Raw genomic sequence first — 25,719 nt, forward strand, 5'->3', positions numbered from 1 at the left:
TCCATATTGATGGCACGCCCTCTGCAATGACGAACCACCGGGGCATCAGAACTGAGGAGGCCGTGAAAAATATTCTCACTGTGCTACCTCAAGACCATGGCATCACTTTCGAGGCAATGGCCTAGCGTTCACCACGCCAAAAAAATTGAGCAATTTCTCCCAAGCTACAATGAGGGTGTCCCGACATGGGGTCGAGACTTTTTGTCGAATCCCACTGTCGATGCTCGAAAAAGCCTTTGAAATCAACGTACTTGGTTGGATTAGCTGGACCCCCATCAGCCACCCCAGTATCCCAAGAAAGCTCACTATCAAAATGGTAGTGGGCTTTTTTCATGGGGGATTTCAATGGAAGTCCCGGCTGGGCGCGGCAAGCCGTCCCAGCAAAGGCGTCAAATCCACCAGGCGCTGCGCGATCAGGTTGCGCACCTCGCCTTCGCGCTGCCAAGTGCCGTAAACGCCCAGCAGTTTGGCGTTCATCAATGCCTGGCGCTGTTGCTCGCGCACACTTTTCCAGACGATGACCTGCACGCTGCCGTGCTCGTCTTCCAGTGACACAAAAACGACGCCCTTGGCGGTGCCTGGTTGCTGCCGCAGCGTCACGATGCCGCAGGCCCGCACCAAGCGACCATCGGGCAGCTCACGCAAGGCTTGCGATGACTGGAAACGCATGACGTTCAGGCGTTGCCGAAGTAGCGCCATGGGGTGGCGCCTGAGCGAGAGCCCGAGGGCGGCGTAGTCAAACACAATTTCTTCGCCCTCGGGCGCCTCGGGCAACTCCAACAACTCTTCTTCCACCGGCGCGTCGCGCAGCAGCAGGGGCGGTGCATGCAAGGCTGCCGCGTCCCAGACCTGTTGCCGGCGGTGCCCCGACAGGCTGGCCAGGGCATCGGCTGCGGCCAGCAGTTTCATTTCAACCTGCGCTAGTTGGGCACGGCGGGACAGGTCTTCGGCACTGTCAAACGGCGCTTGTGCCCGCGCGGCAACAATGCGCTCGGCGGAAGTTCGTTTGAGCCCGGCAATCAGGCCCAGTCCCAAACGCACGGCGGGGGTGTGGGGCAAGTCCTCCAGCGTGGCGCCCCAAGCGCTGAACATCACGTCCACCGCCCGCACCACCACGCTGTGGCGCCTGGCGTCCTGCACCAATTGGCTGGGCGAGTAAAAGCCCAGCGGCTGGGAATTGAGCATGGCGGCCAGAAAGGCGGCGGGCTCGGTCTGTTTGAGCCAGCAACTGGCGTACACCAGCAAGGCAAACGAGGCCGCGTGGGACTCCGGGAAACCGTATTCGCTGAAACCCTTGATCTGCTCAAAAATCTGCACCGCAAATTCCTTTTGGTAGCCGCGCGCGGTCATGCCGTCGACGATGCGGGCGTAGTATTTTTCCAACCCGCCCTTGCGTTTCCAGGCCGCCATAGCCCGGCGCAAACCGTCCGCTTCGCCCGGGGTGAAACCGGCCGCCAGAATGCTGACCTGCATCACCTGCTCCTGAAACACCGGAACGCCCAGCGTCCGGCCCAAGGCCTGTTCCAGCGCCGCACTGGGATAAGTCACCGCTTCCTTGCCCTGGCGGCGGTTCAGGTACGGGTGCACCATGCCACCCTGAATCGGGCCGGGCCGCACCAGCGCCACCTCGATCACCAGGTCGTAAAAGCACTGCGGCCGCAAGCGCGGCAACATGCTCATCTGCGCCCGCGACTCGATCTGGAAAACGCCCACCGTGTCGGCCCGGCAAATCATCGCGTAGGTGTCGGGGTCTTCGGGTGGGATGTCCTGCATCTGAAATTCAAAGCCACGCCGCAAGCTGACGAGTTCCAGCGCTTTGCGAATCGCCGTCAGCATGCCTAAGCCCAGCACATCGACCTTGAGCAAACCCATGGCGTCCAGGTCGTCCTTGTCCCACTCGATCACGGTGCGGTCTTCCATGGCGGCGGCTTCTATGGGCACCATGCGCGACAAGGGCCCCCGGGTCAGAACAAAGCCGCCCGGGTGCTGTGACAGATGCCGTGGAAAACCCATCAGCTGACGTGTCAGGTCCATCAACTGCTGTACCGCCAGGTCGTTCAGCGACAGGCCCAACTCTTGCAAGCGATCGGTATGCAACTCGCGGCCATCCCAATGGCGGTGCGCTTTGCCCAGCTTTTCCAGCAGCTCCAGCTCAAAGCCCAGGGCTTTGCCAACGTCGCGGATGGCCGACTTGGGCCGGTAGGAAATCACCACTGCCGTCAGGGCGGCGCGCTCGCGGCCGTACTTTTGGTACAGGTACTGGATGACTTCTTCGCGGCGCTCGTGCTCGAAGTCGATGTCAATGTCGGGCGGCTCGTTGCGCTCCTTGCTGATGAAACGCTCAAACAGCACACTCATGCGCGCCGGGTCGACCTCGGTCACGCCCAGGCAATAACACACAGCGCTGTTGGCGGCCGAGCCGCGCCCCTGGCACAGGATGTGGCGCGAACGGGCGAAAGAAACAATGTCGTACACCGTCAAAAAATAGGGCTCGTAGTGCAGTTCGCAAATCAGCGCCAGTTCATGCTCGATCTGATGCTGCACCTTGGCTGTCATGCCGCCGGGCCAACGACGCCCGGCACCCTGGTAGGTGACCTTGCGCAAATACGACTCAGGCGTTTCCCCGGGTGGCACCACCTCCTGCGGATACTGGTATTTCAGCTCGTCCAGAGAAAAGTGGCAGCGCTCCGCCAGCTTGAGCGTCTCGGTCAGCAACGCCTGCGGGAAAATTTGGGCCAGCCGCAACCGGCTGCGCAGGTGCTGCTCGGCATTGGCTTGCAGGTCCAGCCCGCACGCGGTTAGCGGCTTGCCGACACGAATGGCCGTCAGGACGTCCTGCAGGGGCTTGCGCGAACGCACATGCATGTGCACATCACCCACGGCCACCAGCGCAATGGCCGTGGCGTCGCTCAGCTGCTTCAAGTGGTGGCGCCAGATTTCATCGTCCAGCATTAGCAGTTGCGTCACACCCAGCCAGCAGCGGCCGGTGAAATGTGTCAGCAGCCATTGGCCAAGCACCAGCAGTTGCGCCGGGGCATTGTTGCGCTCAGGGCAGGCCAGCACCAGGCAATCGGCCAGCGCAGGCCCATGGATGTCTTCCTGCCGAAGCTGGTAGCTGCCCTTTTTTTCAGCGCTGCGCCGCAGGCGTGTGATGAACTCGCACAGGTTGCCGTAACCGTTCAAGTTACAGGCCAGTACCACCAGCGTAAAAGGGGCTTCACCGTCGACCTTAAATTGCGAACCGACCAGCAGCTTGAGGCCACAGGTTTTGGCTGCCACATGGGCGCGCACCACGCCGGCCATGCTGCATTCGTCGGTGATGGCCAGCGCGGTGTAGCCCAGCGCGTGGGCGCGTGTCACCAGTTCCTCGGGTTGACTGGCTCCTTTTAAAAACGAAAAGTTGGACAGGCAGCGCAGTTCAGCGTAACCGGAAAGCTGGGGCTGTTGTGACAAAGGGGGCAGGGCGGCCATGACGACGCCTCAGGCAAAGATGCCGTGCAAATACCAGCACGCTGTTTCGTTGCGGGGCAGGCGTTGCTGAAAAATCCACAGCGCGCCCGCATGCTGGCTCAGGGCCACCCAGTAGTCGCGCGCCACCTGCAGGCTGTGCTGGCCGCCCTCGGCAGCCTTGACGCGGTGCCACCAGCCACCCTCAATACGCTCGGGGCCCAGCAGCAGTTGCAGCGGTCCCTGGTACAGCGGGCAGTCGTCCCGCACATCAAGCTTGAGCGGGTTTTTGAGAATCCAGGTCGGTTGTGGCCCTGGCACCTGGCGCACCTTGATGCCGGGACTTTGGGCGTTGAGGGGTTGCCAATGGGCCATCCAGGCCATGCGGGTATCCTCGACCAGCATTGGCCGCAGCACACGTTTTTGACCCAGCCGGGCTTCGATGCGCTCCAGCACCTGGTTCAGTGCTTCGCCGCTGGCCCGGGCATCGGGCAGCAAGGAGCGGCTGGTCTCAATGAACGGGCTGACCTCGGTGGCGCTCAGGGCCAGTTCGCCCGTCGGGGCCAGCAGTTGCACTTTGGCCAGGTTCTCACCCAGCAATCGGCACAGATGGTCGACGTTTTGGGTGGGTTGTGCCGTGCGCACCGTGATACTGCCACCCTCACCGGCGTCGCGGGCGCGCATGGCGTCGTGACCCCAGTGCAGCGTGAAAGCCGTCACGCCGCAGTGGCGGGCCGACAACCAGCCACCCATCTGCAGCAGCAAACGCCGCGCGCCAAACATCAGGGCCGGGGCCGTGTCGACACGGCCGGGCAACTCCAGTTTGGCCGAGAAAATCTCTGGCAGCTTGACCCAGGCGTAGCCCTCGGGGCGCAGTCCGTAGGCCTGGTCCAGTGCCAGCAGCAACTGGCTGTCAAAACGCCGGCTGATGCCGCCGCGCGGCAGTTGGCGCACATCGGCCAGCGTTTGGCAGCCCAGGCGCGCCAGCGTGGCCTGATGGGTCTTGACGGCATCCATGCATTCAATGGGCAAGGGGTCAAGTACCTGAGCCAGCGGCATGGCAAAGCCGTTGCGAATGCCCATTCGCGCGCAAGCCAGGGCCGCCAGGCTGGTTGGCGCCCAGGCCAAAGCCCTGATGCCCAGTTCGGCGGCACCGGTTTCCACCCGCTGGTGCAGCGGGTCTTCGCCACCGAACAGCCGGGTGCTTTGTGCCACCTCCAGCCAGACCGTCTGCTCCTTCTGTGCCACCCGGGGAGTGAACTGAAGCGCCCATACAGCCACGCTCTGGGGGTCAATGCGCGGCGAGCTGTCGCAGGTGGCGTTGGTCAACAGTGCGGCCCAGTGCAGGGACATCTGAAACCTCCGATCTTGCAAGCAACTGGCTGGGGCGCATCAGCCGGGGTGTCAACACGCTGGCAAGCGTCCCCGGCACCGAAGGCAGCACGATGGGGCCGTCCAGCAGGGCACCCTTGCGCTTGAGCAGGTGAACGTGCAGGTTCCAGTCTGGCCCCAAGGTGGTCAACAGCCGCAAGGGGGCGGGTGAGGCGTCCAGCTGGGCCGCTTCGGGCCGGAACAGAAACACCGGGCAATCACAAGACTGGGCGTGCACCTGCAGGCGGCGCAATTGCTCGGCACGGGCCTGGGGCAGCCAGGCCAGGATGGTGCCGCCGCGTGGGTTGGCCTTGACCAGCTGTTCTGTGGTCCAAAGCCGTTCGGCCGGGGTGTCGGCAGCGATCCAGACAATGCTTTTTTCGGCAATACCGAGCTTGACCAAACCCGGCGCGTGCGGGCGTTTGGGCGGACCCACCAGCAGGATGGGGCCACCTCCAGCGGCCAGCCCCGCCAGCGCTGGTGCCAACAAGCGCCACTCGCACAAGCCGGGTTGGGGTTGCAACAGTTCGGTCAGGGCATTGCAGGGCCAGCCGCCACCGGGCAATTGAGCATCCAGCGCGGCCCAGCCGCTTGACACCACCGACTGGTCGGCCTGTGCCACCTGGGAGCCGCGCCAGATCGCCTGGGCGACGCTACCTGGAAACTGCCCCAAGTCGAACGAATGCGACAGTGCATCGACCGACACGGGTGCGGCGTTGACGATCCATTGCAGTGCGGCAGGCATGGCGATTGGGTTTGTTGAAATACTGTTAAAAAACACAGTATAACCAGATCACCACTTTGTGGGAGGCCCGCCCTCGGGCCGATGGCTGTTGGGGGCAATCGCGGCGAGGGCGCCGCTCCCACAGGGTCAAGAAACCAGTACTTGTGCAGCAATATCCAGCGATTGCAGGCGCAGCGCTGGGTCAAACATGTCGCACACCAGCATGAACTCGTCGGCCTGCGTTTGCTGGGCTAAGGCCGTCAGCCCGGCGCGCACCTTGTCCGGGCCACCGATGACTGCCACCGCCAGAAAGTCGTTGATGGCTGCGAGCTCTTGAGGATGTAGCTGCTGCATGAAGTTTTTTACCGGCGGCTGCAGCGGCTGGCGGTCTCCGGTCAGGATGCCGAGTACGCGCTGGTAGGTGCTGCTGGCCAGAAATTCGGCCTCGTCATCGGTGGGGGCCGCGATCAAGGGCACGCCGATCATCACATAGGGTTGGCGCAACACCTTGGACGGCTTGAACAAGCGCCGGTACAGGTCAATCGCCTGCAGCATCATGCGTGGGGCAAAGTGCGAGGCAAAGGCGTAGGGCAGACCGCGTTCTGCCGCCAGCTGGGCCGAGAACAGGCTCGACCCCAACAGCCAGATCGGCACCTCGGTGCCGGCGCCCGGCATGGCCACAATGCGTTGGCCCGGCTGCACCGGTCCCAGCAGATGCTGCAGCTCGGCGACGTCGCGTGGAAAGTCCTGCTCGGTCTCAATGCGGTCGCGGCGCAGGGCCTGCATGGTGAGCCGGTCGGTACCCGGTGCCCGGCCCAGTCCCAGGTCAATGCGATTCGGGTACAGCTCGGCCAGCGTGCCAAAGGCTTCGGCCACTACCAGCGGCGCGTGGTTGGGCAGCATGATGCCGCCCGAGCCGACCCGAATGTGGTGCGTGCCCCCGGCCAGGTAGCCCACCAGCACGGCCGTGGCCGAACTGGCAATGCTGGCCATGTTGTGGTGCTCGGCCACCCAGTAGCGGGTAAAGCCCAGTGCTTCGGCATGCTGCGCGGTGCGCAAGGCCGTGGCCAGCGCCTGCGCCACCGTGCCGCCTTCGCGCAGCGAGACCAGGTCCAGCATGGACAGCGCGGGTTTTTTCATCAGGCCAGCTGCTCAGACAACCATGCCAGCGTGCGGCCACGCGCCAGTGCGGCAGCGCGCTGCTGGTACATCGGGCGGCCCCAGCAGTTGAAGCCGTGGTCCACACCCTCGTACACATGGAATTGCGCGTTGGCACGGCCTGCAAAGGCTTTCTTGACGTCGGCCACCGCCGTTGCCGGGATGTAGCCGTCCAGCGCCGCATAGTGGAACAGGATGGGGCACTTCACCGCTGCCGCCTTGTCCAGATGGTTCTGGATGCCGCCGCCGTAGTAACACACGGCCGCATCCACTGCGCCACTGGCCGCCAGCTGGTAACTCAGGCGCCCGCCCATGCAAAAGCCGATCGAGCCCACCTTGCCGCTTACTTCCGGCCGGGCGCGCAGGGCGTTTGCCGTGCTCACCAGATCGGCCACGGCATGGGCTTCGTCCAGGTTGGTCATGAGCTGGAAGGCCTTTGGGGTGTCCGTTTCGTTGTACTTCAGGTCGACGTTGGCTTCCTGGCGCCAGAATACATCGGGCGCCAGCACCACATAACCATCCATGGCGTACTGATCGGCCACCGCCTTGATGTGCTCATTGACGCCCCAGATCTCTTGAATGATCACCAGGCCCGGCCCGCGACCCGTTGGGGGCAGCGACAGGTAGGCGTCAAATTGTTGGCCGTCGTGGCTGGTGATGGAAAGGGTGGAACTGTTCATGTGTGTTTCCTATTGAATGGCGGTCGATACGGGAAATTCCAGAATCTTGAGTTTGTCATGGCCTGGCACCAACAGGTGCTTGAGGGCCAGGCGGTAGGTGTCGAGGTTGAAGGCCAGCGGTTCGGTGCGGCTGTGTAATGCCTCATGCAGGTCGTCGTCAGAATGCACCGTGGCCAGGTGACACCACTGGTCAAACAGGTGGATGTCGGTGCGCCCGGTGCGCGCGTTATGTTCACGCACCCCCACTTTGCCGGCAAAAGGCCAGACCTGCAGCTTGTTGCCAGCCAGCGCCAGCTGCAGGCGCAGGTGGTGGCGCTCGGGTGCTTCCTCGCCACAACACACGCCCTTGCACCGACCTATCTGATGGCCAAAACAGCGGCCCTTGCCGGATTCCAGCCCCAGCGCCTGCAGGCACAGTCCCTGCGTTTCGGCGAGTTCGCGCAGCTGGCTCTGAGCCTGGCTTTTGGAGCGGTAGGGGCCATACAACGCGCCAAATTGTTCCGGCGCCAGTTCGCTGCCACGCACCAGCGTCAGCAGCGGCCGGCTGTTGGGGTTGGCCTCAAGCCGCCAGGCGCACAGGTCGCCTTCGCGGCGCAACTGGCGGTTGTGCACGGGTTGGCGCGCTTTCACCAGCCGCGCTTCGAGCAGCAGGGCGCCGAGCTCTCCGGCGGTCTCGACCCATTCGATGCGCCTGATTTCCTGGGCGATGCGCATCTCGCGGGCGTTGCGGCCGGCGGCCTGAAAATGCGACATCACCCGGCTACGCAGCTTGACACTTTTGCCGATGTACAGCGGCAGCGCGCCTTCGCCAAAAAAGAGGTAAACCCCGGGCGTGTCAGGGATGTCGGTGATGTTCGTATCGAGCTGTGGTGGCAGCGCCGCGCTGCCCTGCAACAGTCTCTGCGCAAGGCCAGCCACATGCTCGGCACCCAGTTCGGTTTGTGCCAACGTGAGCCAGCTTTGCATCACTTCGACATCGCCCATGGCGCGGTGCCGCGCGGCACTGGTCAGGCCGTGGCGTTGCATGATGGCATCCAGGCCGTGGCCCTTGAACTGCGGGTACAAGAGCCTTGAAAGGCGCACGGTGCACAGGGTTTTGACGCGCAGCGTCACGTCCAGGCGGCTCAGTTCATTGAGCAGAAAACCATGGTCAAAGCGCACGTTGTGGGCCACCAGCACGGCACCGTCCAGCAAGGCCAGCAGTTCGGGGGCGACCTCGGCAAAGCGCGGGGCACTGGCCACCATGGCATTGCTGATGCCGGTGAGCTGCTCAATGAAACCCGACACGTGCACCCCCGGATTCACCAGCGTGCTCCAGCGCGCCACCTCCACGCCGTGCTCGACGCGCACGGCTGCAATTTCTGTGATGCGGTCGTGCACCGGATTGCCACCGGTGGTTTCCAGATCAAGCAGCACGTAGCAGGGCAGCATGGCGTCGGGCCTCAGCGCCGGTCAGGCAATGTCAAAGACATGGATGGAAAAATTGCCCTGACGGCGGTCAGCAAAAAAACGCTTCAGGGTTTCACTCACAGTCCGGAAAGCGAGTTCGTCCCAGGGGATTTCATCTTCTGAAAACAGGCGCGCCTCGAGAGTTTCAAACCCCGGATCAAATTGGTCGCTGAGCAACTGGGCGCGGTAGAACAGGTGCACCTGCCCCACGCGGGGGATGTTCACCAACGAGAAAAACTCCCCCATCTCAAATTGCGCGCCAGCTTCTTCGAGCGTTTCGCGCGCCGCGCCTTCGCTCACGGTCTCGTTGAGCTCCATGAAACCGGCGGGCAGTGTCCACTTGCCCCAGCGCGGCTCGATGTTGCGCTTGCACAGCAGCACCCTGTCACCCCAGATGGGGATGGTGCCCACCACATTGAGCGGGTTTTCGTAGTGCACGGTCTGGCAGGTCGGACACACTGCGCGGTGCTTGGTGTCGCCGTCGTCCGGCAGCCGATACACCACGGCCGTACCACAGCTTTTGCAGTGTTTGATCGGGGGGCGGTGCATGAACTCAAACCACCTTGAATTCAATATTTGTGAGGCCGCTGATGCTGCCTTTGAGCGTGTCGCCCGGCTGCACCGCGCCCACGCCGGCCGGGGTGCCGGTGTAGATCAGGTCACCGGGCTGCAGTTCCCAGGCGGCGGAGAGCTGGGCAATAGTCTCTGCAATGTTCCAGATCAGTTGTTCCACCGTGCTGTTTTGACGCACCGCCTGGTTGACCTGCAGGCTGATGGTGGCGTGGGCGATGTCGCCGGCCGCGTCTGTAGGCGTGATGGGACCGATGGGCGCCGAGTGGTCAAAGCCCTTGCCAATGCACCACGGGCGGCCCTGGGCCTTCATGGCGTTTTGCAGGTCGCGCCGGGTCATGTCCAGGCCCACGGCGTAGCCAAAAATATGGTTTTCAGCCTGTTCCACCGAGATGTTTTTGCCGCCGGTGCCAATCGCCACCACCAGTTCAACCTCGTGGTGCAGACTTTGGGTGAGGCTGGGGTAGGGCAGGGGCGTGACGCTACCTGGCTCTGCCACCAGCACCGCATCGGCCGGCTTCATGAAGAAAAAGGGCGGCTCGCGCCCGCTGTGGCCCATTTCCTGGGCGTGCTCGGCGTAATTGCGGCCGACGCAATAGATACGGTGCACCGGAAATTGGGCGCTGGTGCCGACCACGGGCACGGTCACGATGGGCGCTGGAGGAAAAACGGTGTTCATGGCGACCTTTTGCTCAGCCTGCATCAAGCTGACTTGGCGACCAGCTCAAAGTGCTCCACCACCGGCGGACTGGCAAAAAACGGCCCCACGATGGCGCGCCACTCGGCAAACGCCGGGGAACCCCGGAAACCCACCGTGTGGTCTTCCAGCGTGGTCCAGAAAATTTGCAGAATGTAGCGCTGCGGGCTTTCAATGCCACGGTTCACCTTGAAGCCCTCGAACCCTTTGGCGTGGGCAATGACGGTTTTCAGGCCACGTTCAATGGCTTCTTCAAAAGCGGCGTTCTGGCCGGGATGGATCGAGATATCGGCGAGTTCAAGAATCATAAAAGTCTCCGCTGGGGGTAGGTTAATTCGCTAAGCAGCGAGTCTAGCGTTTTCATCCCGGCCGCAAAACCGAACGGTATTAGGACTAAGGTATGCTGGGGACATGAACCACACTACCTTTATTCCTGGCAAAGACGCCGCCCTCGAAACCACGATTCAAACTCTGCAGGGCAAGTTGCAAGCTCTGGGTTTCCACATTGAAGAGCGCAGCTGGCTCAACCCGGTGGACGGCATCTGGTCGGTCCACATCCGCGACCGTGACTGCACCTTGCTGTTTGCCAACGGCAAGGGCGCCAGTCGCCTGGCCTGCCTGGCGAGCGCCCTGGGCGAGTTTGTCGAGCGCTTGTCCACGCATTATTTCTGGACCCATTTTTACCTTGGCCCTGATGTGACCGAACGCGCCCATGTGCATTTCCCGCAGGAGCGCTGGTTTGAGGTGCCGGCCGACGAGCAGTGGCCCGCCGAGCTGCTCACGCCCGAATTACATGCGCTGTACAACCCGCAAAGCAACATCGACGCCAGCAGCCTGGTCGATTTCAACTCCGGTGCCACCGAGCGCGGCATCTGTACCCTGCCGTATGTGCGCCAGAGCGATGGCAAAACGGTTTATTTCCCGGTCAATGTCATCGGCAACCTGTATGTCAGCAACGGCATGTCGGCCGGCAACACCCAACTTGAGGCGCGTACCCAGGCGCTGTCCGAAATTTTCGAGCGTGCCATCAAGGCCCGCATCATCAGCCAGGGCCTGTGCCTGCCCGACGTGCCCGAAGCCGTGATTGCGCGCTACCCGCGCATTGCGCGTGGCATTGCCGCGCTGCGCGAGGCCGGTTTTGGCATTCTGGTCAAGGACGCCTCGCTGGGCGGCCAGTACCCGGTGATGAACGTCACGCTGCTGAACCCGCTCGACCAGGGCTGTTTTGCCAGCTTTGGCGCCCATCCGCGCTTTGAAGTGGCGCTGGAGCGCGCGCTCACCGAGCTGCTGCAGGGCCGCGCGCTCGATGCCTTGTCGGGCTTTCCGGCGCCCGGCTTCGACCTGGAAGAAGCGGCCAGCTCCACCAACATCGAGATCCATTTTGTCGATTCCAGCGGTGTCATCCACTGGAAGTTTCTGGGTGATGTGCCGGACTTCGAATTTGCCGACTGGAACTTCAGCAGCACCACGGCCGAGGACTATGCCTGGAGCTTGGCGCGCCTGCACCAGGACGGTCATGAGGTCTACATCGCCGACTTCGAGCAGCTTGGCGTCTACGCCTGCCGAATTCTGGTGCCCGGCTTGTCCGAGATCTACCCCATTGACGACCTGGAGTTCGAAAACAACAGCATTGCCAACAATTTTCGCGAAGCCGTGTTGAACCTGCCCGACCTGGACGACGAAGAATGCGCCGACCTGCTGGAAACCCTCAACGAATCCAACCTGGCCGACCATCGCCCGGTGCCTGGCCTGATTGGCTTGGCCGCCGATGCCGGCTCGTTCTGGAGCGACCTGCGCTTGGGTGAACTCAAAACCCTGCTGGCACTGGCCGTGGGCGACGAAGCCGCCACGCTCGAAGGCTGCGAGTGGATTTTGAACTTCGACCAGGTCAATCCGCAGCGCAAACGGGTGTATGCCTGCATTCAGAACCTGATCAACTTTGCTGACATCGGCGACAGCGGACCTTATCTGGACACCCTGGCCTTGCTGTATGGCGCCGGCCCGCTGGCGCAAGCCCACGCGCTCATCATGCAGGAAGACCGCTTCATGGGCCTCGGTGCGCCCGGCTTGGCGCTGGACGGTTGCGAGATGCACCACAAGTTGCTGGCGGCCTATGACAAGATACATGCAGCGGTGTGATGTTGTTGTGGGCGCGGCGCCTTGTGGGAGCGGCGCCCTCGCCGCGATTGCCGCCAACAGCCATCGGCCCGAGGGCGGGCCTCTCACAAAGGCAGGGGCTTCTACATGCTGACACCTGACTGGCCGGCGCCTGATGGCGTTCATGCGATTTGCACCACACGCTCGGGTGGTGTGTCTGTTGCGCCCTATGACAGTCTGAACCTCGGCGACCACGTGGGCGACGACGCGGCCCATGTCGCCGCCAATCGGGCCATCCTGCAAGAGTCCATCAGCGCCCGCCCGGTTTTTTTGAATCAGATCCATGGCACCCAGGTGCTGACACTGGACGCCACCACCCCGGACGGCACGGTGGCCGACGCCTGCCTGACCGGCCAGCCGGGCCTGGCCTGTACGGTCATGGTGGCTGATTGCCTGCCGGTGCTGTTCGCCAGCGCCGACGGCCAACGGGTGGCGGCTGCCCATGCCGGCTGGCGCGGTTTGGCCGGCATGGGCGGGGTGGGCATTCTTGAGGCCACCGTCAAGCACATGCTGGTCAATGAATCGCAGGCCAATCACATCCTGGCCTGGCTCGGGCCGTGCATTGGCCCACAGGCGTTTGAGGTGGGTGACGAGGTCCGCGCCGCGTTCATCGCAAGTGATCCACTGGCGGGTGACTGCTTCGAACCCTTGGTGGCGGGCAAATGGCTGGCCGACCTGGCAGGCCTGGCGCGCTTGCGCCTGCGTGCCTTGGGGCTCAGCCAGATTTATGGCAACGACAGCAGCGCACCCTGGTGCACCGTGGGCAATGCCTCACGCTTCTTTTCCTACCGGCGCGACCGCGTCACTGGCCGCTTCTGCGCCAGCATCTGGCGGGTGGCTTAGTGCAGCCTGCGCAGCTTGCAGTTCGGCGCTTTCCCGGGCCTTGATGGCGCGCCGGCGCGCGGGTGTGCCCATCACGTACAGCACCAGGGCCATGGGCAGCACCCCATACAACACAAAGGTGATGATGCCGCCCAATAGCGTGCCGGTGCTGTGGGTGGCTTCGGCCACGGCCATGAGGACGGCCACATAAAGCCAGGCGATTGCGACGATGTACATGAGAAGAATGGTGTTTTTTTGGAAAAAATTGACTGATGTCAGGATTTCGAAGGCCTTGGCCTAAGATACTATCCAAATTATTTTTTGACCACCTCAGATAGGGATACGCATGAACGAAAACGCTTCGGAAGTTTGGCTGCAATCGGCACAGAATCTACAGAAATCCATGGCCGAGAGCTTGAGCAAAGCTTTTGAGTCGTTTCAGAATATGGACCTCGGGGAAGCCAGCACCAAGCTGATGGCACCCACGGCCAAAGCCCCCCAAATCAAATTCTCGGCAGAAAAACTGCAAGAACTGCAACAGGAGTTTCTGGCAGACGCTGCCGAATTGTGGGCCAACAGCGCCCAAGGCAAGCACCAACTCACCGACCGCCGCTTTACCAACGAAGCCTGGGCAGCCAACCCGACCGCCGCATTTTCTGCGGCTTCGTACCTGCTCAACGCCAAAACGCTGGCCCAGCTGTCTGAAGCGGTAGAAACCGACGACAAAACCCGTGCCCGCATCCGCTTTGCCGTGGAGCAGATCACCGCTGCCTCGGCGCCCAGCAACTTCATGGCCTTGAACGCCGAAGCGCAAAAGAAAGCCATCGACACCCAGGGCCAAAGCATTGCCAAAGGCATCCAGAACCTGCTGCACGACATGCAGCAAGGCCATGTGTCGATGACCGATGAGAGTCTGTTTGAAGTCGGTAAGAACGTTGCCACCACCGAAGGCGCGGTTGTTTTCGAGAATGAATATTTCCAGCTCATCGAATACAAGCCACTGACCGACACGGTCTATGAAAAGCCGTTTCTGTTGTTCCCGCCGTCCATCAACAAGTACTACATTCTTGACCTGCAGCCCGAAAACTCGCTGATTCGTTATGCTGTGGCGCAAGGCCACCGTACCTTCGTGGTGAGCTGGCGCAACCCCGATGCCTCAATGGCCAAGGCCACCTGGGACGACTACATCGAAAAGGCGGTCATCAAGGCCATCCAGGTCACCCAAGACATCACCGGCGCCAAAACCGTCAACACGCTGGGCTTTTGCGTCGGCGGCACCATGATGGGCAGCGCCCTGGCGGTGCTGGCAGCACGCGGCGAAAAGCCCGTGGCCAGCGCCACCTTTTTGACCTCGATGCTCGACTTTTCAGACACTGGCGTGCTCGACATCTTCATCGACGAAGGCTTTGTCAAATACCGCGAGAAGGAAATGGGCAAGGGCGGCCTCATGAAAGGCAAGGACCTGGCCATGACCTTCAGCTTCTTGCGCCCCAACGACCTGGTGTGGAACTACGTGGTGGGCAACTATCTCAAGGGCGAAACCCCGCCACCGTTCGACCTGCTTTACTGGAACAGTGACTCCACCAACCTGCCGGGTCCGTTCTATGCCTGGTACTTGCGCAACACTTACCTGGAAAACAACCTGACCAAACCGGGCGTGGCCACGGTTTGCGGCGAAAAAGTTGACCTCAATCAGGTCGACATGCCGGTCTATATTTACGGTTCACGCGAAGACCATATCGTGCCCATCGGCGGTGCTTACGCGTCCACCCAGTACCTGCCGGGCAAAAAACGTTTTGTCATGGGCGCCTCAGGCCACATTGCCGGTGTCATCAACCCGCCAGCCAAGGGCAAGCGCAGCCACTGGATTCGTGAAGACGGCAAGCTGCCCAAATCGGTCGACCAATGGATTTCTGGCGCGACCGAGCACAAGGGCAGCTGGTGGACCGACTGGTCCAACTGGCTGGCAGCCCAAGCGGGCAAGCAAATTGCCGCACCCAAGACTTATGGCAAGGGCAAGTACAAAGCCATCGAACCTGCGCCAGGCCGTTACGTCAAAGCCAAAGCCTAATCATTTCAATTTTTTAACCAGGACTCAGGAAACATCATGGAAGATATCGTCATCGTCGCAGCCGCTCGTACCGCCGTGGGTAAATTTGGGGGTTCATTGGCCAAAGTTGCAGCCCCGGATCTGGGCGCCATTGTCATCAAGGCATTGCTTGAGCAAACCGGCGTCAAGGCAGACCAGATTGGTGAAGTCATCATGGGCCAGGTGTTGGCCGCAGGCTCGGGTCAGAACCCAGCCCGTCAGACCCTCATCAAAGCCGGCATTGCCCAGGAAACGCCCGCCCTCACCATCAACGCCGTTTGCGGCTCCGGCCTCAAGGCCGTCATGCTGGCCGTGCAGTCCATTGCCTATGGTGACAGCGAGATCGTCATCGCCGGTGGTCAGGAAAACATGAGCGCTTCCCCGCACGTCCTCATGGGCAGCCGTGACGGCCAGCGCATGGGCGACTGGAAAATGGTCGACACCATGATCAACGACGGCCTGTGGGACGTCTACAACAAATACCACATGGGTATCACGGCGGAAAACGTTGCCAAGGCGCAAGGCGTGACCCGCGAAATGCAGGACACCCTGGCCCTGGCCAGCCAGCAAAAAGCCGCGGCTGCCCAGGCTGCCGGCAAGTTCAAGGACGAAATCGTCCCGGTCATCATCCCCCAGAAAAAGGGCGACCCGCTGGTATTCGATGCCGACGAATTCATCAACAAGAAAACCAATGCCGAGAGCCTGGCTGGTCTGCGCCCCGCTTTCGACAAAGCCGGCTCGGTGACTGCCGGTAACGCCTCGGGTATCAACGACGGCGCTGCCGCGGTGATGGTCATGAAAGCCAGCAAGGCGGCCGCCCTGGGCCTGAAACCCATGGCCACCATCAAGAGCTTTGGCACCACCGGCCTCGACCCCGCCGTCATGGGCATGGGCCCGGTGTCGGCCTCACGCAAGGCGCTGGCGCGTGCTGGCTGGAGCGTGGCTGACGTCGACCTGTTTGAATTGAACGAGGCCTTTGCCGCCCAGGCTTGCGCTGTGAATCAGGAACTTGCTGTGGACACCGCCAAGGTCAATGTCAACGGCGGCGCCATTGCCCTGGGCCACCCGATTGGCGCGTCCGGCTGCCGCATTCTGGTCACCCTGCTGCACGAAATGCAGCGCCGCGATGCCAAGAAGGGCCTGGCGGCACTGTGTATTGGCGGCGGCATGGGGGTTTCCCTGTGTCTGGAACGTTGATTATTTGATCTAATCAATCCAGATTTTCATTTTCACAAAGAGGAGTAGTTTCATGAGTCAAAAAGTAGCGTACGTCACCGGTGGCATGGGTGGCATCGGAACCGCCATCTGCCAGCGCCTCAGCAAAGAAGGCTTCAAGGTCATCGCCGGCTGCGGCCCAACCCGTGACTACGCCAAGTGGCTGGCCGAACAGGCCGCGCTGGGTTACACGTTTTACGCATCGGCAGGCAATGTCGGCGACTGGAATTCGACTGTCGAGGCTTTCACCAAGGCCAAGGCCGAGCATGGCAGCATCGACGTGCTCATCAACAACGCCGGTATCACCCGTGACCGCATGTTCATCAAGATGACGCGCGAAGACTGGGACGCCGTCATCGAGACCAACCTCAACTCCATGTTCAACGTGACCAAGCAAGTGGTCGGCGACATGGTGGAAAAGGGCTGGGGCCGCATCATCAACATTTCCAGCGTGAACGGTGTCAAGGGCCAGGCCGGCCAAACCAATTACTCGGCCGCCAAAGCCGGCATGCACGGCTTCTCCATGGCCCTGGCGCAAGAAATGGCCACCAAGGGTGTGACGGTCAACACCGTGAGCCCGGGCTACATTGGTACCGACATGGTCAAGGCCATCCGCCAGGAAGTGCTCGACAAGATCATTGGTACCGTGCCGGTCAAGCGCCTGGGTGAACCCTCGGAAATCGCGTCCATCATTGCCTGGCTGGCGTCCGATGAAGGCGGCTACGCCACCGGTGCCGAGTTCTCGGTCAATGGCGGCTTGCACATGGGGTGATGGGGTGTTCTGAGTGCAATCTCTACGTTCTCGCAGAGATTGCGTTCTTTTGCCGCGCCATGCACTCGGTGCGATTTTTTCCGGTGTTCGAGCGCCTTTAAAGATAAATTATTGTGACCAAAAATTGGGCGCTGGCCCTAAATGACGCTGCACCTCATCTGTCTTAATTAATCTTCCTGATGTCGATTGGTTCAAGACTCAACATGACGGGCTTGCTCATGATGTTCAACAACACCATGATGCGTTGCTCACCATCTCTCATTTGATAAACGGCCTCCAGTCCGACAAACGGACCGTCGGTAATTTGTACGGTTTCACCTGACGTGAAGTGGCGCTGTTGCACTTCACCGGACCTGCATTGCGTGCGAATCAAATCTACCAGTGCGTCACTGACCTTGGCTGGCTCCTGACCAAAGCTGACCATGCGGTTGACGCCTTTGGTGGAGCGGATGGGGTGCCAGCTTTGGGCCTGGTTACCGGTGTCGAGTCGGATGAAGAAGTAGCGGGGGAAAAGGGGTTCGTCAATTTCAACGAGCTTGCCCCGACGCAGCTTTTCGACGCGGATCTGGGGCAAGAAGCACGTGTAGCCTTGGTTCTGGAGGTTTTCCAGCGCGCACTTCTCCAGCCGGGGCTTGGTGTGGATGAGGTACCAGTTCATCCGGCGACAAAACTACGGCGCAGCGCGCTAAAAAAATATGACATTTGTGGCAGTTTCCCAGGCTTGGTGCCAGCTCTTTTATGGTGAACTTTAGCGTGGGCGCGATTATAGGCAGGGAAAAAGGCGTGCCTGCGGATCGGCGGAATTACACTTACCCCCATGGCAAGCTACAACACTCCTTTTGAAATCCACGTGCATGGCCAGGTGAGCCTGCGTGGTGATGTGACTTTTGAGAACATTCAGGACGCACTGAAACCCCTCTGGAAATACGCCGGCGCGCGCTCGTTGACCGACGCGGCGGGCAGTTTTTACGAAGACGAGCCCGGCATCCGGTTCGACCCCACCGATCACATCCTGCAGATGTGCTGGACAGTGGAGGGCGATGACGACTTTCGACAGGCACTGGATGAAATGTGCATGAACCTGAACGAAGTGGCGCTGACCGGCGCGGCTATCGAGGTCACGTTTTATGACACCGAGTTTGAAGACGAGGATGAGGAGGAAGACCCCGAAGCCGAGTCCCGCGACGACTTTGTGATGCTGTTTGTGGGTCCCGACCCGGCAGCCATCATGCAGGTGCAGCGCGATTTGTTGGTACAAGACGTCATTAGCCTGATGGAGCGCCATTTTGACGGCGCCGAGCTGGGCGGCGTGGTGGCAGCGGTGGACCAGCTGTTCAGCCAGCGTTTCAATGACCTGGTGAGCTCATTGCAATTAGGCAAGCCACCACGCGGCCCCGGTGGTTCCGGCGGCATGGGCCACGGTAGCGGCGGTCGCAAACCCCGGCATTTGCATTAAGGTGAATTGGTAGGCGGTCTTGGCTTGGTGGGAGGTCCGCCCTCGGGCCGATGGTTTTAACGCCGCACCTGCAAGGCCCCTGGATTGACGATGTTGGTGGGGCGGCCCTTGATGAAATTGACGACGTTGTCGAAGGCAGCGCTGAAATACATTTCGTAGCTGTCTTGCTCGACATAGCCAATGTGCGGCGTGCAAATGCAGTTTTCCAGGCGCAACAGGGCGTGGCCTTGCAAAATGGGCTCGCTTTCGTAGACGTCGACCGCGCCCAGACCCGGGCGGCCACGGTTGAGTGCGCTGATCAGGGCGTCGGGTTCAATCAGCTCGGCACGTGAGGTGTTGACCAGCAAGGCGGTGGGCTTCATGCGCGACAAGTCTTCAAGCTTGACGATGCCCAGGGTTGCCTCGTGGAGGCGCAGATGCAGCGAGAGGACGTCGCACTGTTCAAAAAATTCTTCGCGTGTGGCTGCGGCCTCGTAACCCAGTTGAATGGCTTTTTCGCGACTGGGTGCGCTGCCCCAAATGACCACCCGCATGCCAAAGGCCTTGCCGTAGCCGGCGACCAACTGGCCAATGCGACCAAAGCCCCAAATGCCCAGGGTCCGCCCCTTGAGCGATGTGCCCAAACCGAAGTTGGCGGGCATGCCGCTGCACTTGAGCCCGGATTGTTGCCAGGCTCCGTGCTTGAGGTTGCCAATGTACTGTGGCAGCCGCCGGGTTGCGGCCATGATCAACGCCCAAGTGAGTTCTGCCGGTGCCACCGGCGAGCCGGTGCCTTCGGCCACGGCCACACCACGCTCGGTGCAGGCGTTGACGTCGATATGGCTGCCGACGCGACCGGTTTGGGAAATGAGCTTGAGCTTGGGTAATTTATCGATGAGCGCGCGGGGAAGGTGGGTGCGCTCACGGTTGAGCACGATCACATCGGCGTCTTTGAGTCGCACCGACAGTTGTCCCAAACCCTTGACGGTGTTGGTAAAGACTTTGGCTGGAAAAGATTCAAGCTTGGCCGAGCAAGCCAGTTTGCGGACCACGTCTTGGTAGTCATCAAGGATCACAATGTTCATGACCCGGATTGTGCCTTTTTCTGTTTTGCACCTGCGGAGCCGACTTCAGTCGACCTGGCCGACTGAAGTCGGCTCCACGAAGGCAAAATTGGGTCGGGATTGGCCTTAGTGCGCGCGATCGAAGGCGGCCAGGCGGTCCAGTTCGGCGCAGACGTCGGCCATGCGGCCGGAAATGACCATGCGGCCGACTTGCGATGGTTTTTGGCCTGCCTCGAATACACGCAAGACGCGCAAAGGGCGCAGCGCGTCAGCATTTGCAGCGCTGGTTGCTCCGGTGACCGTCCGGGTGCAAGCACGCGGACTGGCTGCTTTGAAGTGCGCCAGGCCGGGCAGCAAAGTGGGTGACAGGTACGCAATGTTCATGGTGGGGTGCTCTGGATGGGTTGAGATAGCAAGGGAATGCAGCGGGTCAGAAGGGTTTACATCAGCATGGTGTTGCGAATGAGGCCGACCGCCAGGCCTTCAATTTCAAAGGATTCGCCGGGCTCGACCACAATGGTTTGGTAGTCGGGGTTTTCGGGGTGGAGTTCGATGAGGTTGTTGTGGCGCATGAAGCGTTTGACGGTGACTTCATCACCCAGGCGGGCCACCACAATCTGGCCGTTCTTGGCTTCGCGGGTGCTTTGCACCGCGAGCAGGTCGCCGTCCATGATGCCGGCGTCGCGCATGGACATGCCGCGCACCTTGAGCAGGTAGTCTGGCCTGCGTTGAAACAGGCTGTCTTCGAGGTAATAGGTTTTATCGATGTGTTCTTGCGCCAGAATGGGCGAGCCCGCTGCTACCCGGCCAATGAGGGGCAGTGCCAGTTGGCCCGCGAAGTCGGCCACCGACTTCACCAGCGATTTGCCGCGTGCGGCGTTGATGGCTTGCAAGGTGTCGCTTTTCAGGCGGATGCCGCGCGAGGTGCCGCTGACGAGTTCGATGGCGCCCTTGCGGGCCAGCGCCTGAAGGTGTTCTTCGGCGGCGTTGGCCGATTTGAAGCCGAGTTCGGCGGCGATTTCCGCGCGTGTGGGCGGGGAACCGGTGCTGGCGATGGCGCGCTGGATAAGATCGAGGATCTGTTGCTGGCGATCAGTCAATTTGGGTCTGATTAGCATGGCGGCTCCTGGGTGACGGTGTAAGAAAGTACTGGTTTCTTATCCAGTAACTGTATTTTTAACCAGTTTGAGAAAGACCGCAAGTGGCTATTGAAAAAAACTTCAAGAATATTGTGGTGTTGGGGACCGGCGGCACCATTGCCGGCACCGCGGCCCGCGCCGGCGACAACATTGGTTACAGCGCCGCCCAGGTCGGTGTGGCCGACTTGCTGGCGGGCGTGCCGGGCATGGCGGATGTGCTCCAGGGGGACACCCTGGTGGCGGAGCAGGTGGCGCAAGTCGACAGCAAAGACATGAGTTTTGCTATCTGGACGGCGCTGGCGCTGCGCGTGCAGCAGCACCTGGCGCAGGACGATGTGTGTGGCGTGGTGGTCACACACGGCACCGACACGCTCGAAGAAACAGCATTCTTCCTGCACACCACGCTGCCTGCCGCGCTGCAGTTGCGAAAGCCTGTGGTGCTGACCTGCGCCATGCGGCCAGCTTCAGCGCTGAGCCCGGACGGTCCGCAGAATTTGCTCGATGCCGTGGCCCTGGCGCGCACCCCTGGCGCCTGCGGCGTGATGGCCGTGTGCGCCGGGGTGGTGCATGGTGCCCTGGCCGTGCAGAAGGTGCATGTGTACCGCACTGATGCGTTTAGCTCGGGTGACGCCGGGCCGTTGGGTTTTATGGAAGAGGGCAGCTTTCGCCCGGCCAAAGCCTGGCCGCTGGCGTTGGATCATCAGGCAGCGGTGTCACTGGAAAAGATCGCCGGCACCACGAGCTGGCCGCGTGTGGAGATTGTGATGAATTACGCGGGCGGCAGCGCCGCCGTGGTGGACGCGATGCTGCAACTCCTGCCTGGTGTGGCGCCACTGCAAGGCCTGGTGGTGGCGGGCACCGGCAATGGCTCCCTGCATGTTGAACTGATTGCCGCGCTGCAGCGCGCCGGGCAGGCGGGCGTGAAGGTGGTGCGCGCCAGCCGTTGTGGCGAGGGGCGCGTGCTACCCGTGGCGGGTAAAGAGTTTGCGGACAGCGAGGGGCTGTCACCGGTCAAGGCAAGGGTGGCCTTGATGTTGAAACTTATGTGGAGGCCCGCCCTCGGGCCGATGGATTTTTGAATTTAATCGCGGAGAGGGCGCCGCTCCTACAGGGGGCAGTTCGGGCGATTTATGCTGCCAACGCCGCAAACGCCCGCGCGGTGATGTCTTCGACGCTGCCAGTGCCGCTGATGGCGCGGTATTTGGGTGCGGTGGCCGGATCGGCCTTGGCCCAGGCCGAGTAATACTCCACCAGCGGACGAGTTTGCGCGCTGTAGACATCGAGGCGCTTTTTGACGGTTTCTTCCTGGTCGTCGGCGCGTTGCACCAGCGGCTCACCGGTCACATCGTCGACACCGGCCACTTTGGGCGGGTTGAAGGTGACATGGTAGGTCCGGCCCGAGGCTGGGTGTGAGCGGCGGCCGCTCATGCGGTCGATGATGGCATCAAACGGCACATCGATTTCAAGCACGTAGTCAAGCATGACGCCGGCGGCTTTCATTGCGTCGGCCTGAGGCAACGTGCGCGGAAAGCCGTCGAACAGGAAGCCGTTGGCGCAGTCGGGCTGGGCAATGCGTTCTTTCACGAGGTTGATGATGAGGTCGTCGCTGACCAGGCCACCGGCGTCCATTACCTGTTTGGCCATCACGCCCAGCGGTGTGCCGGCCTTGACGGCGGCGCGCAGCATGTCACCCGTGGAGATTTGCGGAATGCCGTATTTTTGGCAAATGAACGTGGCCTGTGTGCCCTTGCCAGCGCCGGGTGCGCCCAACAAAATCAGTTTCATATTTGTCCTCGGGTTCTTATTGAAAATGGAAGCAATTTAACGGGTTGAGAATAGCACGCAAGAGCTTTTGCAAGACTTACATCACCCTTTGATTAAGCGTCGCACCCGCGCCAGGTCTTCGGGCGTGTCGACACCTGGCCCTGGCGCATGCTGGGTGATATGAACCGCAATGCGGTGCCCGTGCCACAGGGCGCGCAATTGTTCAAGTGATTCGGTGCGTTCCAGCGGGGCTTGCGCCAGCTTGGGGAAAAGTCGCAAAAAGCTCACCCGGTACGCGTAAATGCCGATGTGGCGCAAGGGTACCGGGCTGGGCAAGGCGTCGGGCGTGTCACGTGGCCAGGCAATGGGCGCGCGGCTGAAGTACAGCGCCATGTGTTGCGCGTCGAGCACCACCTTGACCACGTTGGGGTTGTGAAAGTCTGTGACCGAATCAATCGCGTGGGCGGCCGTGCTCATGGCCGCTTGCGGATGCCGGGCCAGCAGGTGGGCTACATCGGTGACCAGTTCGGGGTCCATCAGAGGCTCGTCGCCCTGCAGGTTGACCACGATGCTGTCGTCTGGCAGGTCCAACAAATCGCAGGCCTCGGCCAGACGGTCGCTGCCCGAAGGGTGGTCGGTGCGGGTCAGCACGGCTTCAATGCCGTGCGCCTGGCAAGCGGCCACAATTTCAAAATGGTCGCCCGCCACCACCACGCGTTGTGCCCCGGAGCGCAGCGCTTGTTGCGCCACACGGACCACCATGGGCACTCCGGCAATGTCGGCCAGCGGCTTGTTGGGCAGGCGCGTGGAGCCCAGCCGGGCGGGGATGAGGACGGTGAAGGTCAAGCTTGACGCCCTTCTTCAATTTCGATGTCGGTCAGCACCCTGGCTTCGTTTTCCAACAGCACCGGAATGCCGTCGCGCACCGGGTAGGCCAAGCGGGCGCTGCGCGACACCAGTTCCTGCGTGTCGTGCTTGTAAGTGAGCGGCCCTTTGGTGACGGGGCATACCAATAATTCAAGTAGTCGTGTGTCCATGAGTCAATGATAGCGTGCCAGCAATGCCTAAAAGGGCAGAAGCTGTTCGAGTTGCCGGTCAAAGGCAGCCCAGAATGCGGGTTCGGGTTCGAAGTTGAGCGGAACGGCCAGGGCTGTGGGTTCTTTGGCCCAGAGCTTGATGGCGTCTTTTTCAGTGCAGAGTACGGTGTAGGCACCCTCGGCGTTGCCAGCCCATTGGCTGAAATCGTGGTGATCGGGCAGGGCCAGGGTGCCTGCCAGTGGCTGGCCCTGGGCGCGTAGCATGGCGAAAAATGCCTCGGGTTGGGCGATGGCGGCCAGTGCGAGCAATGGTTTGCCAGGCACCAGGTCGGCCAGGGCCACCGGGCTGCCGTCGGCACGCAGGGCATGGCTGGCCAGGCTTCGGCTTGCCCGGAAACCGGCAAAGGCGGGTTGCTGGCCGGTGTGCAGCAGCAGGTCGAGCGGGCGCGGCCAGGGTTCGCGCAGCGGCCCGGCGGGGAGCAAAAAGCCGTTGCCCACGCCCCGGTCGTCAAACACGCCAATTTCCAGGTCGCGCTGCAAAGCCAAGTGCTGCAGGCCGTCGTCACACACCAAAATTTGTATTTGCGGGTAGCTGGCCAGCAGGGCGCGGCCGGCCTCGGCGCGCCGCCTTGCCACAAAGACCGGTGCCGATGTGCGGCGCTGGATAAGCGCGGGTTCGTCGCCGACGTCTTCAACCGCGCTGCCTGGTAGCACTTCAAGGCAGGCTTGGCTGCTGCGTCCATAACCGCGTGAGATCACGCCCACCCGGATGCCGCGCGCCTGCAGGTGTTGCACCATGGCCATCACCACCGGAGTTTTGCCAGCGCCTCCAGCCACCACGTTGCCGACCACCAGCACGGGGACCGGCAGGCGCTCGGTGGTCAGCCAGCCCAGGCTGTACATGGTTTTTCTTAAGCGCACCAGCCCGCCATAAAACACAGACAGCGGCCACAGCAGCCAGGCCAGCCAGCCCCGTTGCAGCCAGGCGCGGGTCAGCAGGCTGCCGGGCAATGGTGCGGCGGTGGCCATTTATTTAGCGTGTGCTGCCCGGGGTGGGGGACACGGTGGCGAAGGTGATCTGGGTGAGCCCGGCGCGGCGCGCTGCTTCCATCACGTTGATGACCGACTGGTGCTTGGCGTTGGCGTCAGCGTGGATGATGAGCACCGAATCGGCTCCAGCCTTGGCGCCCGCCTTCAGGGCGCTGGCCAGGTCGGCCACGCTGCGCCCGTTGACGCCTTGTTTGTTGACGCTGTACTGGCCGTCTGCACTGACCGACACCAGCACTTCGCGCTCGTAGTCGCGTTGTGCGTCGACGTCGGCCACTGGCAGTTTGAGCTGCATTTCGGTGTACTTGCTGTAGGTGGTGGTCAGCATCAAAAAGATCAGGATGACGAGCAGCACGTCAATGAACGGGATCAGGTTGATCTCGGGTTCTTCCTTGTTGCGGACACGAAAATTCATCACGCCAGGGCCTACTTGCGCAAGGTGTACAGGTGGCGCGCCAGCCGATCGGCGGACAGTTCGAGCGTGAGCAGGTACTCGTCGACCCGGGCGCGAAAGTAGCGCCAGAAAATGAGCGACGGAATGGCCACCATCAGCCCGAACGCCGTGTTGTACAAGGCTACCGAAATGCCGTGCGCGAGCTGCGCCGGGTTGCCACCCATGGTGGTGCCGCCGGGTTGCGAGCCAAAAATTTCGATCATGCCGACCACGGTGCCAAACAGGCCCATCAGGGGCGCCACCGAGGCGATGGTGGCCAGCGCGCTGAGGTAACGCTCCAGCCGGTGCGCCACCTGGCGCCCGCTGGCTTCCATGCCGGCGCGCAGCTCGTCCTGGCTGCACAAGGGGTTGGCGTTGAGCGCACGCAGGCCGGAGGCCAGTACTTCACCCAACGCAGAATTTTTTTCCAGCTTGGCGATCACATCAGGGCCGGGCACGCTCAGGCGAGTGACAGTGAGGACCTCGTCGAGCAGCCTGGGGGGTACCACCTTGGCAGTTTGCAGGCTGATGAAGCGCTCGATGATCAGCGCCAAGGCCAGCACCGAGCAGGCCACCAAAGGCCAGATGGGCCAACCCGCAGCTTGTAGGATGGAAAACAAATTGAAACTCCGCTGAAGAAAAAAGCTGG

General features: G+C 61.7%; 28 protein-coding genes. 7 read left to right on the plus strand and 21 right to left on the minus strand.

From position 1 onward, the window contains the following. Nucleotides 1-121 precede the first annotated feature (121 nt). The 10 genes from Q7U49_RS07295 to Q7U49_RS07340 form a co-directional block, all read right to left on the minus strand. The gene (locus tag Q7U49_RS07295) at nt 122-334 is read right to left on the minus strand and encodes a hypothetical protein (protein ID WP_304763515.1); all 213 of its coding nucleotides are present in this window, start codon (nt 332-334) and stop codon (nt 122-124) included. Between the two features lie 8 nt (nt 335-342). Then, entirely contained in the window at nt 343-3,471 is a 3,129-nt protein-coding gene (locus Q7U49_RS07300) for an error-prone DNA polymerase (RefSeq protein WP_304763516.1), read from the minus strand. 9 nt (nt 3,472-3,480) lie between these two features. Further along, entirely contained in the window at nt 3,481-4,800 is a 1,320-nt protein-coding gene (locus tag Q7U49_RS07305; RefSeq protein WP_304763518.1) for a DNA polymerase Y family protein, read from the minus strand. After that, nucleotides 4,739-5,563 carry a translesion DNA synthesis-associated protein ImuA gene (gene imuA, locus Q7U49_RS07310; protein WP_304763520.1) on the minus strand — a complete coding sequence of 275 codons (825 nt, stop codon included), beginning with the start codon at nt 5,561-5,563 and terminating at the stop codon, nt 4,739-4,741. Before imuA ends, Q7U49_RS07305 begins: the two co-directional genes overlap by 62 nt. Before the next feature lie 126 nt (nt 5,564-5,689). Then, nucleotides 5,690-6,682, minus strand: coding sequence for an LLM class flavin-dependent oxidoreductase (locus tag Q7U49_RS07315; RefSeq protein WP_304763521.1), 993 nt, complete (start codon nt 6,680-6,682; stop codon nt 5,690-5,692). After that, nucleotides 6,682-7,380 (minus strand): dienelactone hydrolase family protein, encoded by a 699-nt coding sequence (locus Q7U49_RS07320; RefSeq protein WP_304763523.1) that lies wholly within the window; start codon nt 7,378-7,380, stop codon nt 6,682-6,684. The genes Q7U49_RS07315 and Q7U49_RS07320 overlap by 1 nt, the downstream gene beginning before the upstream one ends. 9 nt (nt 7,381-7,389) lie before the next feature. Further along, nucleotides 7,390-8,811, minus strand: coding sequence for an exonuclease domain-containing protein (locus Q7U49_RS07325; RefSeq protein ID WP_304763525.1), 1,422 nt, complete (start codon nt 8,809-8,811; stop codon nt 7,390-7,392). Nucleotides 8,812-8,832: 21 nt separating this feature from the next. Then, entirely contained in the window at nt 8,833-9,378 is a 546-nt protein-coding gene (locus Q7U49_RS07330) for an NUDIX hydrolase (protein WP_304763527.1), read from the minus strand. A 4-nt stretch (nt 9,379-9,382) separates the two neighbouring features. Further along, nucleotides 9,383-10,078, minus strand: coding sequence for a fumarylacetoacetate hydrolase family protein (locus Q7U49_RS07335; RefSeq protein ID WP_304763528.1), 696 nt, complete (start codon nt 10,076-10,078; stop codon nt 9,383-9,385). A 23-nt stretch (nt 10,079-10,101) separates the two neighbouring features. Further along, nucleotides 10,102-10,404, minus strand: coding sequence for an antibiotic biosynthesis monooxygenase (locus Q7U49_RS07340; protein WP_304763530.1), 303 nt, complete (start codon nt 10,402-10,404; stop codon nt 10,102-10,104). Between the two features lie 103 nt (nt 10,405-10,507). Between Q7U49_RS07340 and ycaO the strand changes: the two genes are divergently transcribed. Next, nucleotides 10,508-12,235 carry a 30S ribosomal protein S12 methylthiotransferase accessory factor YcaO gene (gene ycaO, locus Q7U49_RS07345; protein WP_304763531.1) on the plus strand — a complete coding sequence of 576 codons (1,728 nt, stop codon included), beginning with the start codon at nt 10,508-10,510 and terminating at the stop codon, nt 12,233-12,235. A gap of 105 nt (nt 12,236-12,340) precedes the next feature. Further along, entirely contained in the window at nt 12,341-13,096 is a 756-nt protein-coding gene (gene pgeF / locus Q7U49_RS07350) for a peptidoglycan editing factor PgeF (RefSeq protein WP_304763533.1), read from the plus strand. On the opposite strand, the gene Q7U49_RS07355 is transcribed toward pgeF, so the two are convergent. Then, nucleotides 13,025-13,312: a hypothetical protein gene (locus Q7U49_RS07355; protein ID WP_304763534.1), complete on the minus strand. Its 288-nt coding sequence runs from the start codon at nt 13,310-13,312 to the stop codon at nt 13,025-13,027. The two genes, pgeF and Q7U49_RS07355, sit on opposite strands and share 72 nt — an antisense overlap. Before the next feature lie 166 nt (nt 13,313-13,478). Between Q7U49_RS07355 and phaC the strand changes: the two genes are divergently transcribed. The 3 genes from phaC to phbB are packed head-to-tail and all read left to right on the plus strand — an operon-like array spanning nt 13,479 to nt 17,151. Next, a complete protein-coding gene (gene phaC, locus Q7U49_RS07360) occupies nt 13,479-15,146 on the plus strand; it encodes a class I poly(R)-hydroxyalkanoic acid synthase (RefSeq protein WP_370653979.1) in 1,668 nt (555 codons plus the stop codon). 36 nt (nt 15,147-15,182) lie between these two features. Next, nucleotides 15,183-16,361: an acetyl-CoA C-acetyltransferase gene (locus tag Q7U49_RS07365; protein WP_304763536.1), complete on the plus strand. Its 1,179-nt coding sequence runs from the start codon at nt 15,183-15,185 to the stop codon at nt 16,359-16,361. A gap of 52 nt (nt 16,362-16,413) precedes the next feature. Further along, on the plus strand, nt 16,414-17,151 hold the full coding sequence (gene phbB, locus Q7U49_RS07370) for an acetoacetyl-CoA reductase (protein WP_304763537.1): 738 nt from the start codon (nt 16,414-16,416) through the stop codon (nt 17,149-17,151). A 163-nt stretch (nt 17,152-17,314) separates the two neighbouring features. On the opposite strand, the gene rfaH is transcribed toward phbB, so the two are convergent. Continuing rightward, nucleotides 17,315-17,809, minus strand: a complete 495-nt coding sequence (rfaH, locus tag Q7U49_RS07375) for a transcription/translation regulatory transformer protein RfaH (RefSeq protein ID WP_304763538.1) — start codon at nt 17,807-17,809, stop codon at nt 17,315-17,317. Between the two features lie 159 nt (nt 17,810-17,968). Here rfaH and Q7U49_RS07380 point away from each other — a divergent pair, with 159 nt between their 5' ends. Next, complete coding sequence (locus Q7U49_RS07380; RefSeq protein WP_304763539.1) at nt 17,969-18,607, plus strand: DUF6806 family protein; 639 nt, start codon at nt 17,969-17,971, stop codon at nt 18,605-18,607. Between the two features lie 56 nt (nt 18,608-18,663). Here the strand turns inward: Q7U49_RS07380 and Q7U49_RS07385 are convergent, their stop codons facing one another. The 3 genes from Q7U49_RS07385 to lexA form a co-directional block, all read right to left on the minus strand. Then, a complete protein-coding gene (locus Q7U49_RS07385) occupies nt 18,664-19,671 on the minus strand; it encodes a D-2-hydroxyacid dehydrogenase family protein (RefSeq protein WP_304763540.1) in 1,008 nt (335 codons plus the stop codon). A 105-nt stretch (nt 19,672-19,776) separates the two neighbouring features. Next, nucleotides 19,777-20,034 (minus strand): hypothetical protein, encoded by a 258-nt coding sequence (locus Q7U49_RS07390; protein ID WP_304763541.1) that lies wholly within the window; start codon nt 20,032-20,034, stop codon nt 19,777-19,779. 56 nt (nt 20,035-20,090) lie between these two features. Next, nucleotides 20,091-20,768 carry a transcriptional repressor LexA gene (lexA, locus tag Q7U49_RS07395; RefSeq protein ID WP_304763542.1) on the minus strand — a complete coding sequence of 226 codons (678 nt, stop codon included), beginning with the start codon at nt 20,766-20,768 and terminating at the stop codon, nt 20,091-20,093. A gap of 89 nt (nt 20,769-20,857) precedes the next feature. On the opposite strand from lexA, the gene Q7U49_RS07400 reads away from it, so the two are divergent. Then, nucleotides 20,858-21,868 carry an asparaginase gene (locus Q7U49_RS07400; protein WP_304763612.1) on the plus strand — a complete coding sequence of 337 codons (1,011 nt, stop codon included), beginning with the start codon at nt 20,858-20,860 and terminating at the stop codon, nt 21,866-21,868. Nucleotides 21,869-21,917: 49 nt separating this feature from the next. Here the strand turns inward: Q7U49_RS07400 and adk are convergent, their stop codons facing one another. The 6 genes from adk to Q7U49_RS07430 all read right to left on the minus strand — a co-directional run bounded on the left by adk (nt 21,918) and on the right by Q7U49_RS07430 (nt 25,690). Further along, nucleotides 21,918-22,574, minus strand: a complete 657-nt coding sequence (gene adk, locus Q7U49_RS07405) for an adenylate kinase (protein WP_304763543.1) — start codon at nt 22,572-22,574, stop codon at nt 21,918-21,920. Nucleotides 22,575-22,655: 81 nt separating this feature from the next. Further along, entirely contained in the window at nt 22,656-23,399 is a 744-nt protein-coding gene (kdsB, locus tag Q7U49_RS07410; protein ID WP_304763544.1) for a 3-deoxy-manno-octulosonate cytidylyltransferase, read from the minus strand. Beyond that, on the minus strand, nt 23,396-23,590 hold the full coding sequence (locus Q7U49_RS07415; protein WP_304763545.1) for a Trm112 family protein: 195 nt from the start codon (nt 23,588-23,590) through the stop codon (nt 23,396-23,398). The genes kdsB and Q7U49_RS07415 overlap by 4 nt, the downstream gene beginning before the upstream one ends. 27 nt (nt 23,591-23,617) lie before the next feature. After that, nucleotides 23,618-24,619 (minus strand): tetraacyldisaccharide 4'-kinase, encoded by a 1,002-nt coding sequence (lpxK, locus tag Q7U49_RS07420; RefSeq protein ID WP_304763546.1) that lies wholly within the window; start codon nt 24,617-24,619, stop codon nt 23,618-23,620. 4 nt (nt 24,620-24,623) lie between these two features. Then, nucleotides 24,624-25,052, minus strand: a complete 429-nt coding sequence (locus tag Q7U49_RS07425) for a biopolymer transporter ExbD (protein ID WP_304763547.1) — start codon at nt 25,050-25,052, stop codon at nt 24,624-24,626. 11 nt (nt 25,053-25,063) lie between these two features. Further along, the gene (locus Q7U49_RS07430) at nt 25,064-25,690 is read right to left on the minus strand and encodes a MotA/TolQ/ExbB proton channel family protein (protein WP_304763549.1); all 627 of its coding nucleotides are present in this window, start codon (nt 25,688-25,690) and stop codon (nt 25,064-25,066) included. Nucleotides 25,691-25,719: the final 29 nt, after the last annotated feature.

This window comes from Rhodoferax sp., assembly GCF_030653815.1.
Classification (GTDB): domain Bacteria; phylum Pseudomonadota; class Gammaproteobacteria; order Burkholderiales; family Burkholderiaceae_C; genus Rhodoferax.

Excerpts from the sequence above, each read along its gene's own strand:
- Q7U49_RS07295 (WP_304763515.1), bottom strand. The coding sequence starts at position 334 with ATGAAAAAAGCCCACTACCATTTTGATAGTGAGCTTTCTTGGGATACT.
- Q7U49_RS07300 (WP_304763516.1), bottom strand. The coding sequence starts at position 3,471 with ATGGCCGCCCTGCCCCCTTTGTCACAACAGCCCCAGCTTTCCGGTTAC.
- Q7U49_RS07305 (WP_304763518.1), bottom strand. The coding sequence starts at position 4,800 with ATGTCCCTGCACTGGGCCGCACTGTTGACCAACGCCACCTGCGACAGC.
- imuA (WP_304763520.1), bottom strand. The coding sequence starts at position 5,563 with ATGCCTGCCGCACTGCAATGGATCGTCAACGCCGCACCCGTGTCGGTC.
- Q7U49_RS07315 (WP_304763521.1), bottom strand. The coding sequence starts at position 6,682 with ATGAAAAAACCCGCGCTGTCCATGCTGGACCTGGTCTCGCTGCGCGAA.
- Q7U49_RS07320 (WP_304763523.1), bottom strand. The coding sequence starts at position 7,380 with ATGAACAGTTCCACCCTTTCCATCACCAGCCACGACGGCCAACAATTT.
- Q7U49_RS07325 (WP_304763525.1), bottom strand. The coding sequence starts at position 8,811 with ATGCTGCCCTGCTACGTGCTGCTTGATCTGGAAACCACCGGTGGCAAT.
- Q7U49_RS07330 (WP_304763527.1), bottom strand. The coding sequence starts at position 9,378 with ATGCACCGCCCCCCGATCAAACACTGCAAAAGCTGTGGTACGGCCGTG.
- Q7U49_RS07335 (WP_304763528.1), bottom strand. The coding sequence starts at position 10,078 with ATGAACACCGTTTTTCCTCCAGCGCCCATCGTGACCGTGCCCGTGGTC.
- Q7U49_RS07340 (WP_304763530.1), bottom strand. The coding sequence starts at position 10,404 with ATGATTCTTGAACTCGCCGATATCTCGATCCATCCCGGCCAGAACGCC.
- ycaO (WP_304763531.1), top strand. The coding sequence starts at position 10,508 with ATGAACCACACTACCTTTATTCCTGGCAAAGACGCCGCCCTCGAAACC.
- pgeF (WP_304763533.1), top strand. The coding sequence starts at position 12,341 with ATGCTGACACCTGACTGGCCGGCGCCTGATGGCGTTCATGCGATTTGC.
- Q7U49_RS07355 (WP_304763534.1), bottom strand. The coding sequence starts at position 13,312 with ATGTACATCGTCGCAATCGCCTGGCTTTATGTGGCCGTCCTCATGGCC.
- phaC (WP_370653979.1), top strand. The coding sequence starts at position 13,479 with ATGGCCGAGAGCTTGAGCAAAGCTTTTGAGTCGTTTCAGAATATGGAC.
- Q7U49_RS07365 (WP_304763536.1), top strand. The coding sequence starts at position 15,183 with ATGGAAGATATCGTCATCGTCGCAGCCGCTCGTACCGCCGTGGGTAAA.
- phbB (WP_304763537.1), top strand. The coding sequence starts at position 16,414 with ATGAGTCAAAAAGTAGCGTACGTCACCGGTGGCATGGGTGGCATCGGA.
- rfaH (WP_304763538.1), bottom strand. The coding sequence starts at position 17,809 with ATGAACTGGTACCTCATCCACACCAAGCCCCGGCTGGAGAAGTGCGCG.
- Q7U49_RS07380 (WP_304763539.1), top strand. The coding sequence starts at position 17,969 with ATGGCAAGCTACAACACTCCTTTTGAAATCCACGTGCATGGCCAGGTG.
- Q7U49_RS07385 (WP_304763540.1), bottom strand. The coding sequence starts at position 19,671 with ATGAACATTGTGATCCTTGATGACTACCAAGACGTGGTCCGCAAACTG.
- Q7U49_RS07390 (WP_304763541.1), bottom strand. The coding sequence starts at position 20,034 with ATGAACATTGCGTACCTGTCACCCACTTTGCTGCCCGGCCTGGCGCAC.
- lexA (WP_304763542.1), bottom strand. The coding sequence starts at position 20,768 with ATGCTAATCAGACCCAAATTGACTGATCGCCAGCAACAGATCCTCGAT.
- adk (WP_304763543.1), bottom strand. The coding sequence starts at position 22,574 with ATGAAACTGATTTTGTTGGGCGCACCCGGCGCTGGCAAGGGCACACAG.
- Q7U49_RS07415 (WP_304763545.1), bottom strand. The coding sequence starts at position 23,590 with ATGGACACACGACTACTTGAATTATTGGTATGCCCCGTCACCAAAGGG.
- lpxK (WP_304763546.1), bottom strand. The coding sequence starts at position 24,619 with ATGGCCACCGCCGCACCATTGCCCGGCAGCCTGCTGACCCGCGCCTGG.
- Q7U49_RS07425 (WP_304763547.1), bottom strand. The coding sequence starts at position 25,052 with ATGAATTTTCGTGTCCGCAACAAGGAAGAACCCGAGATCAACCTGATC.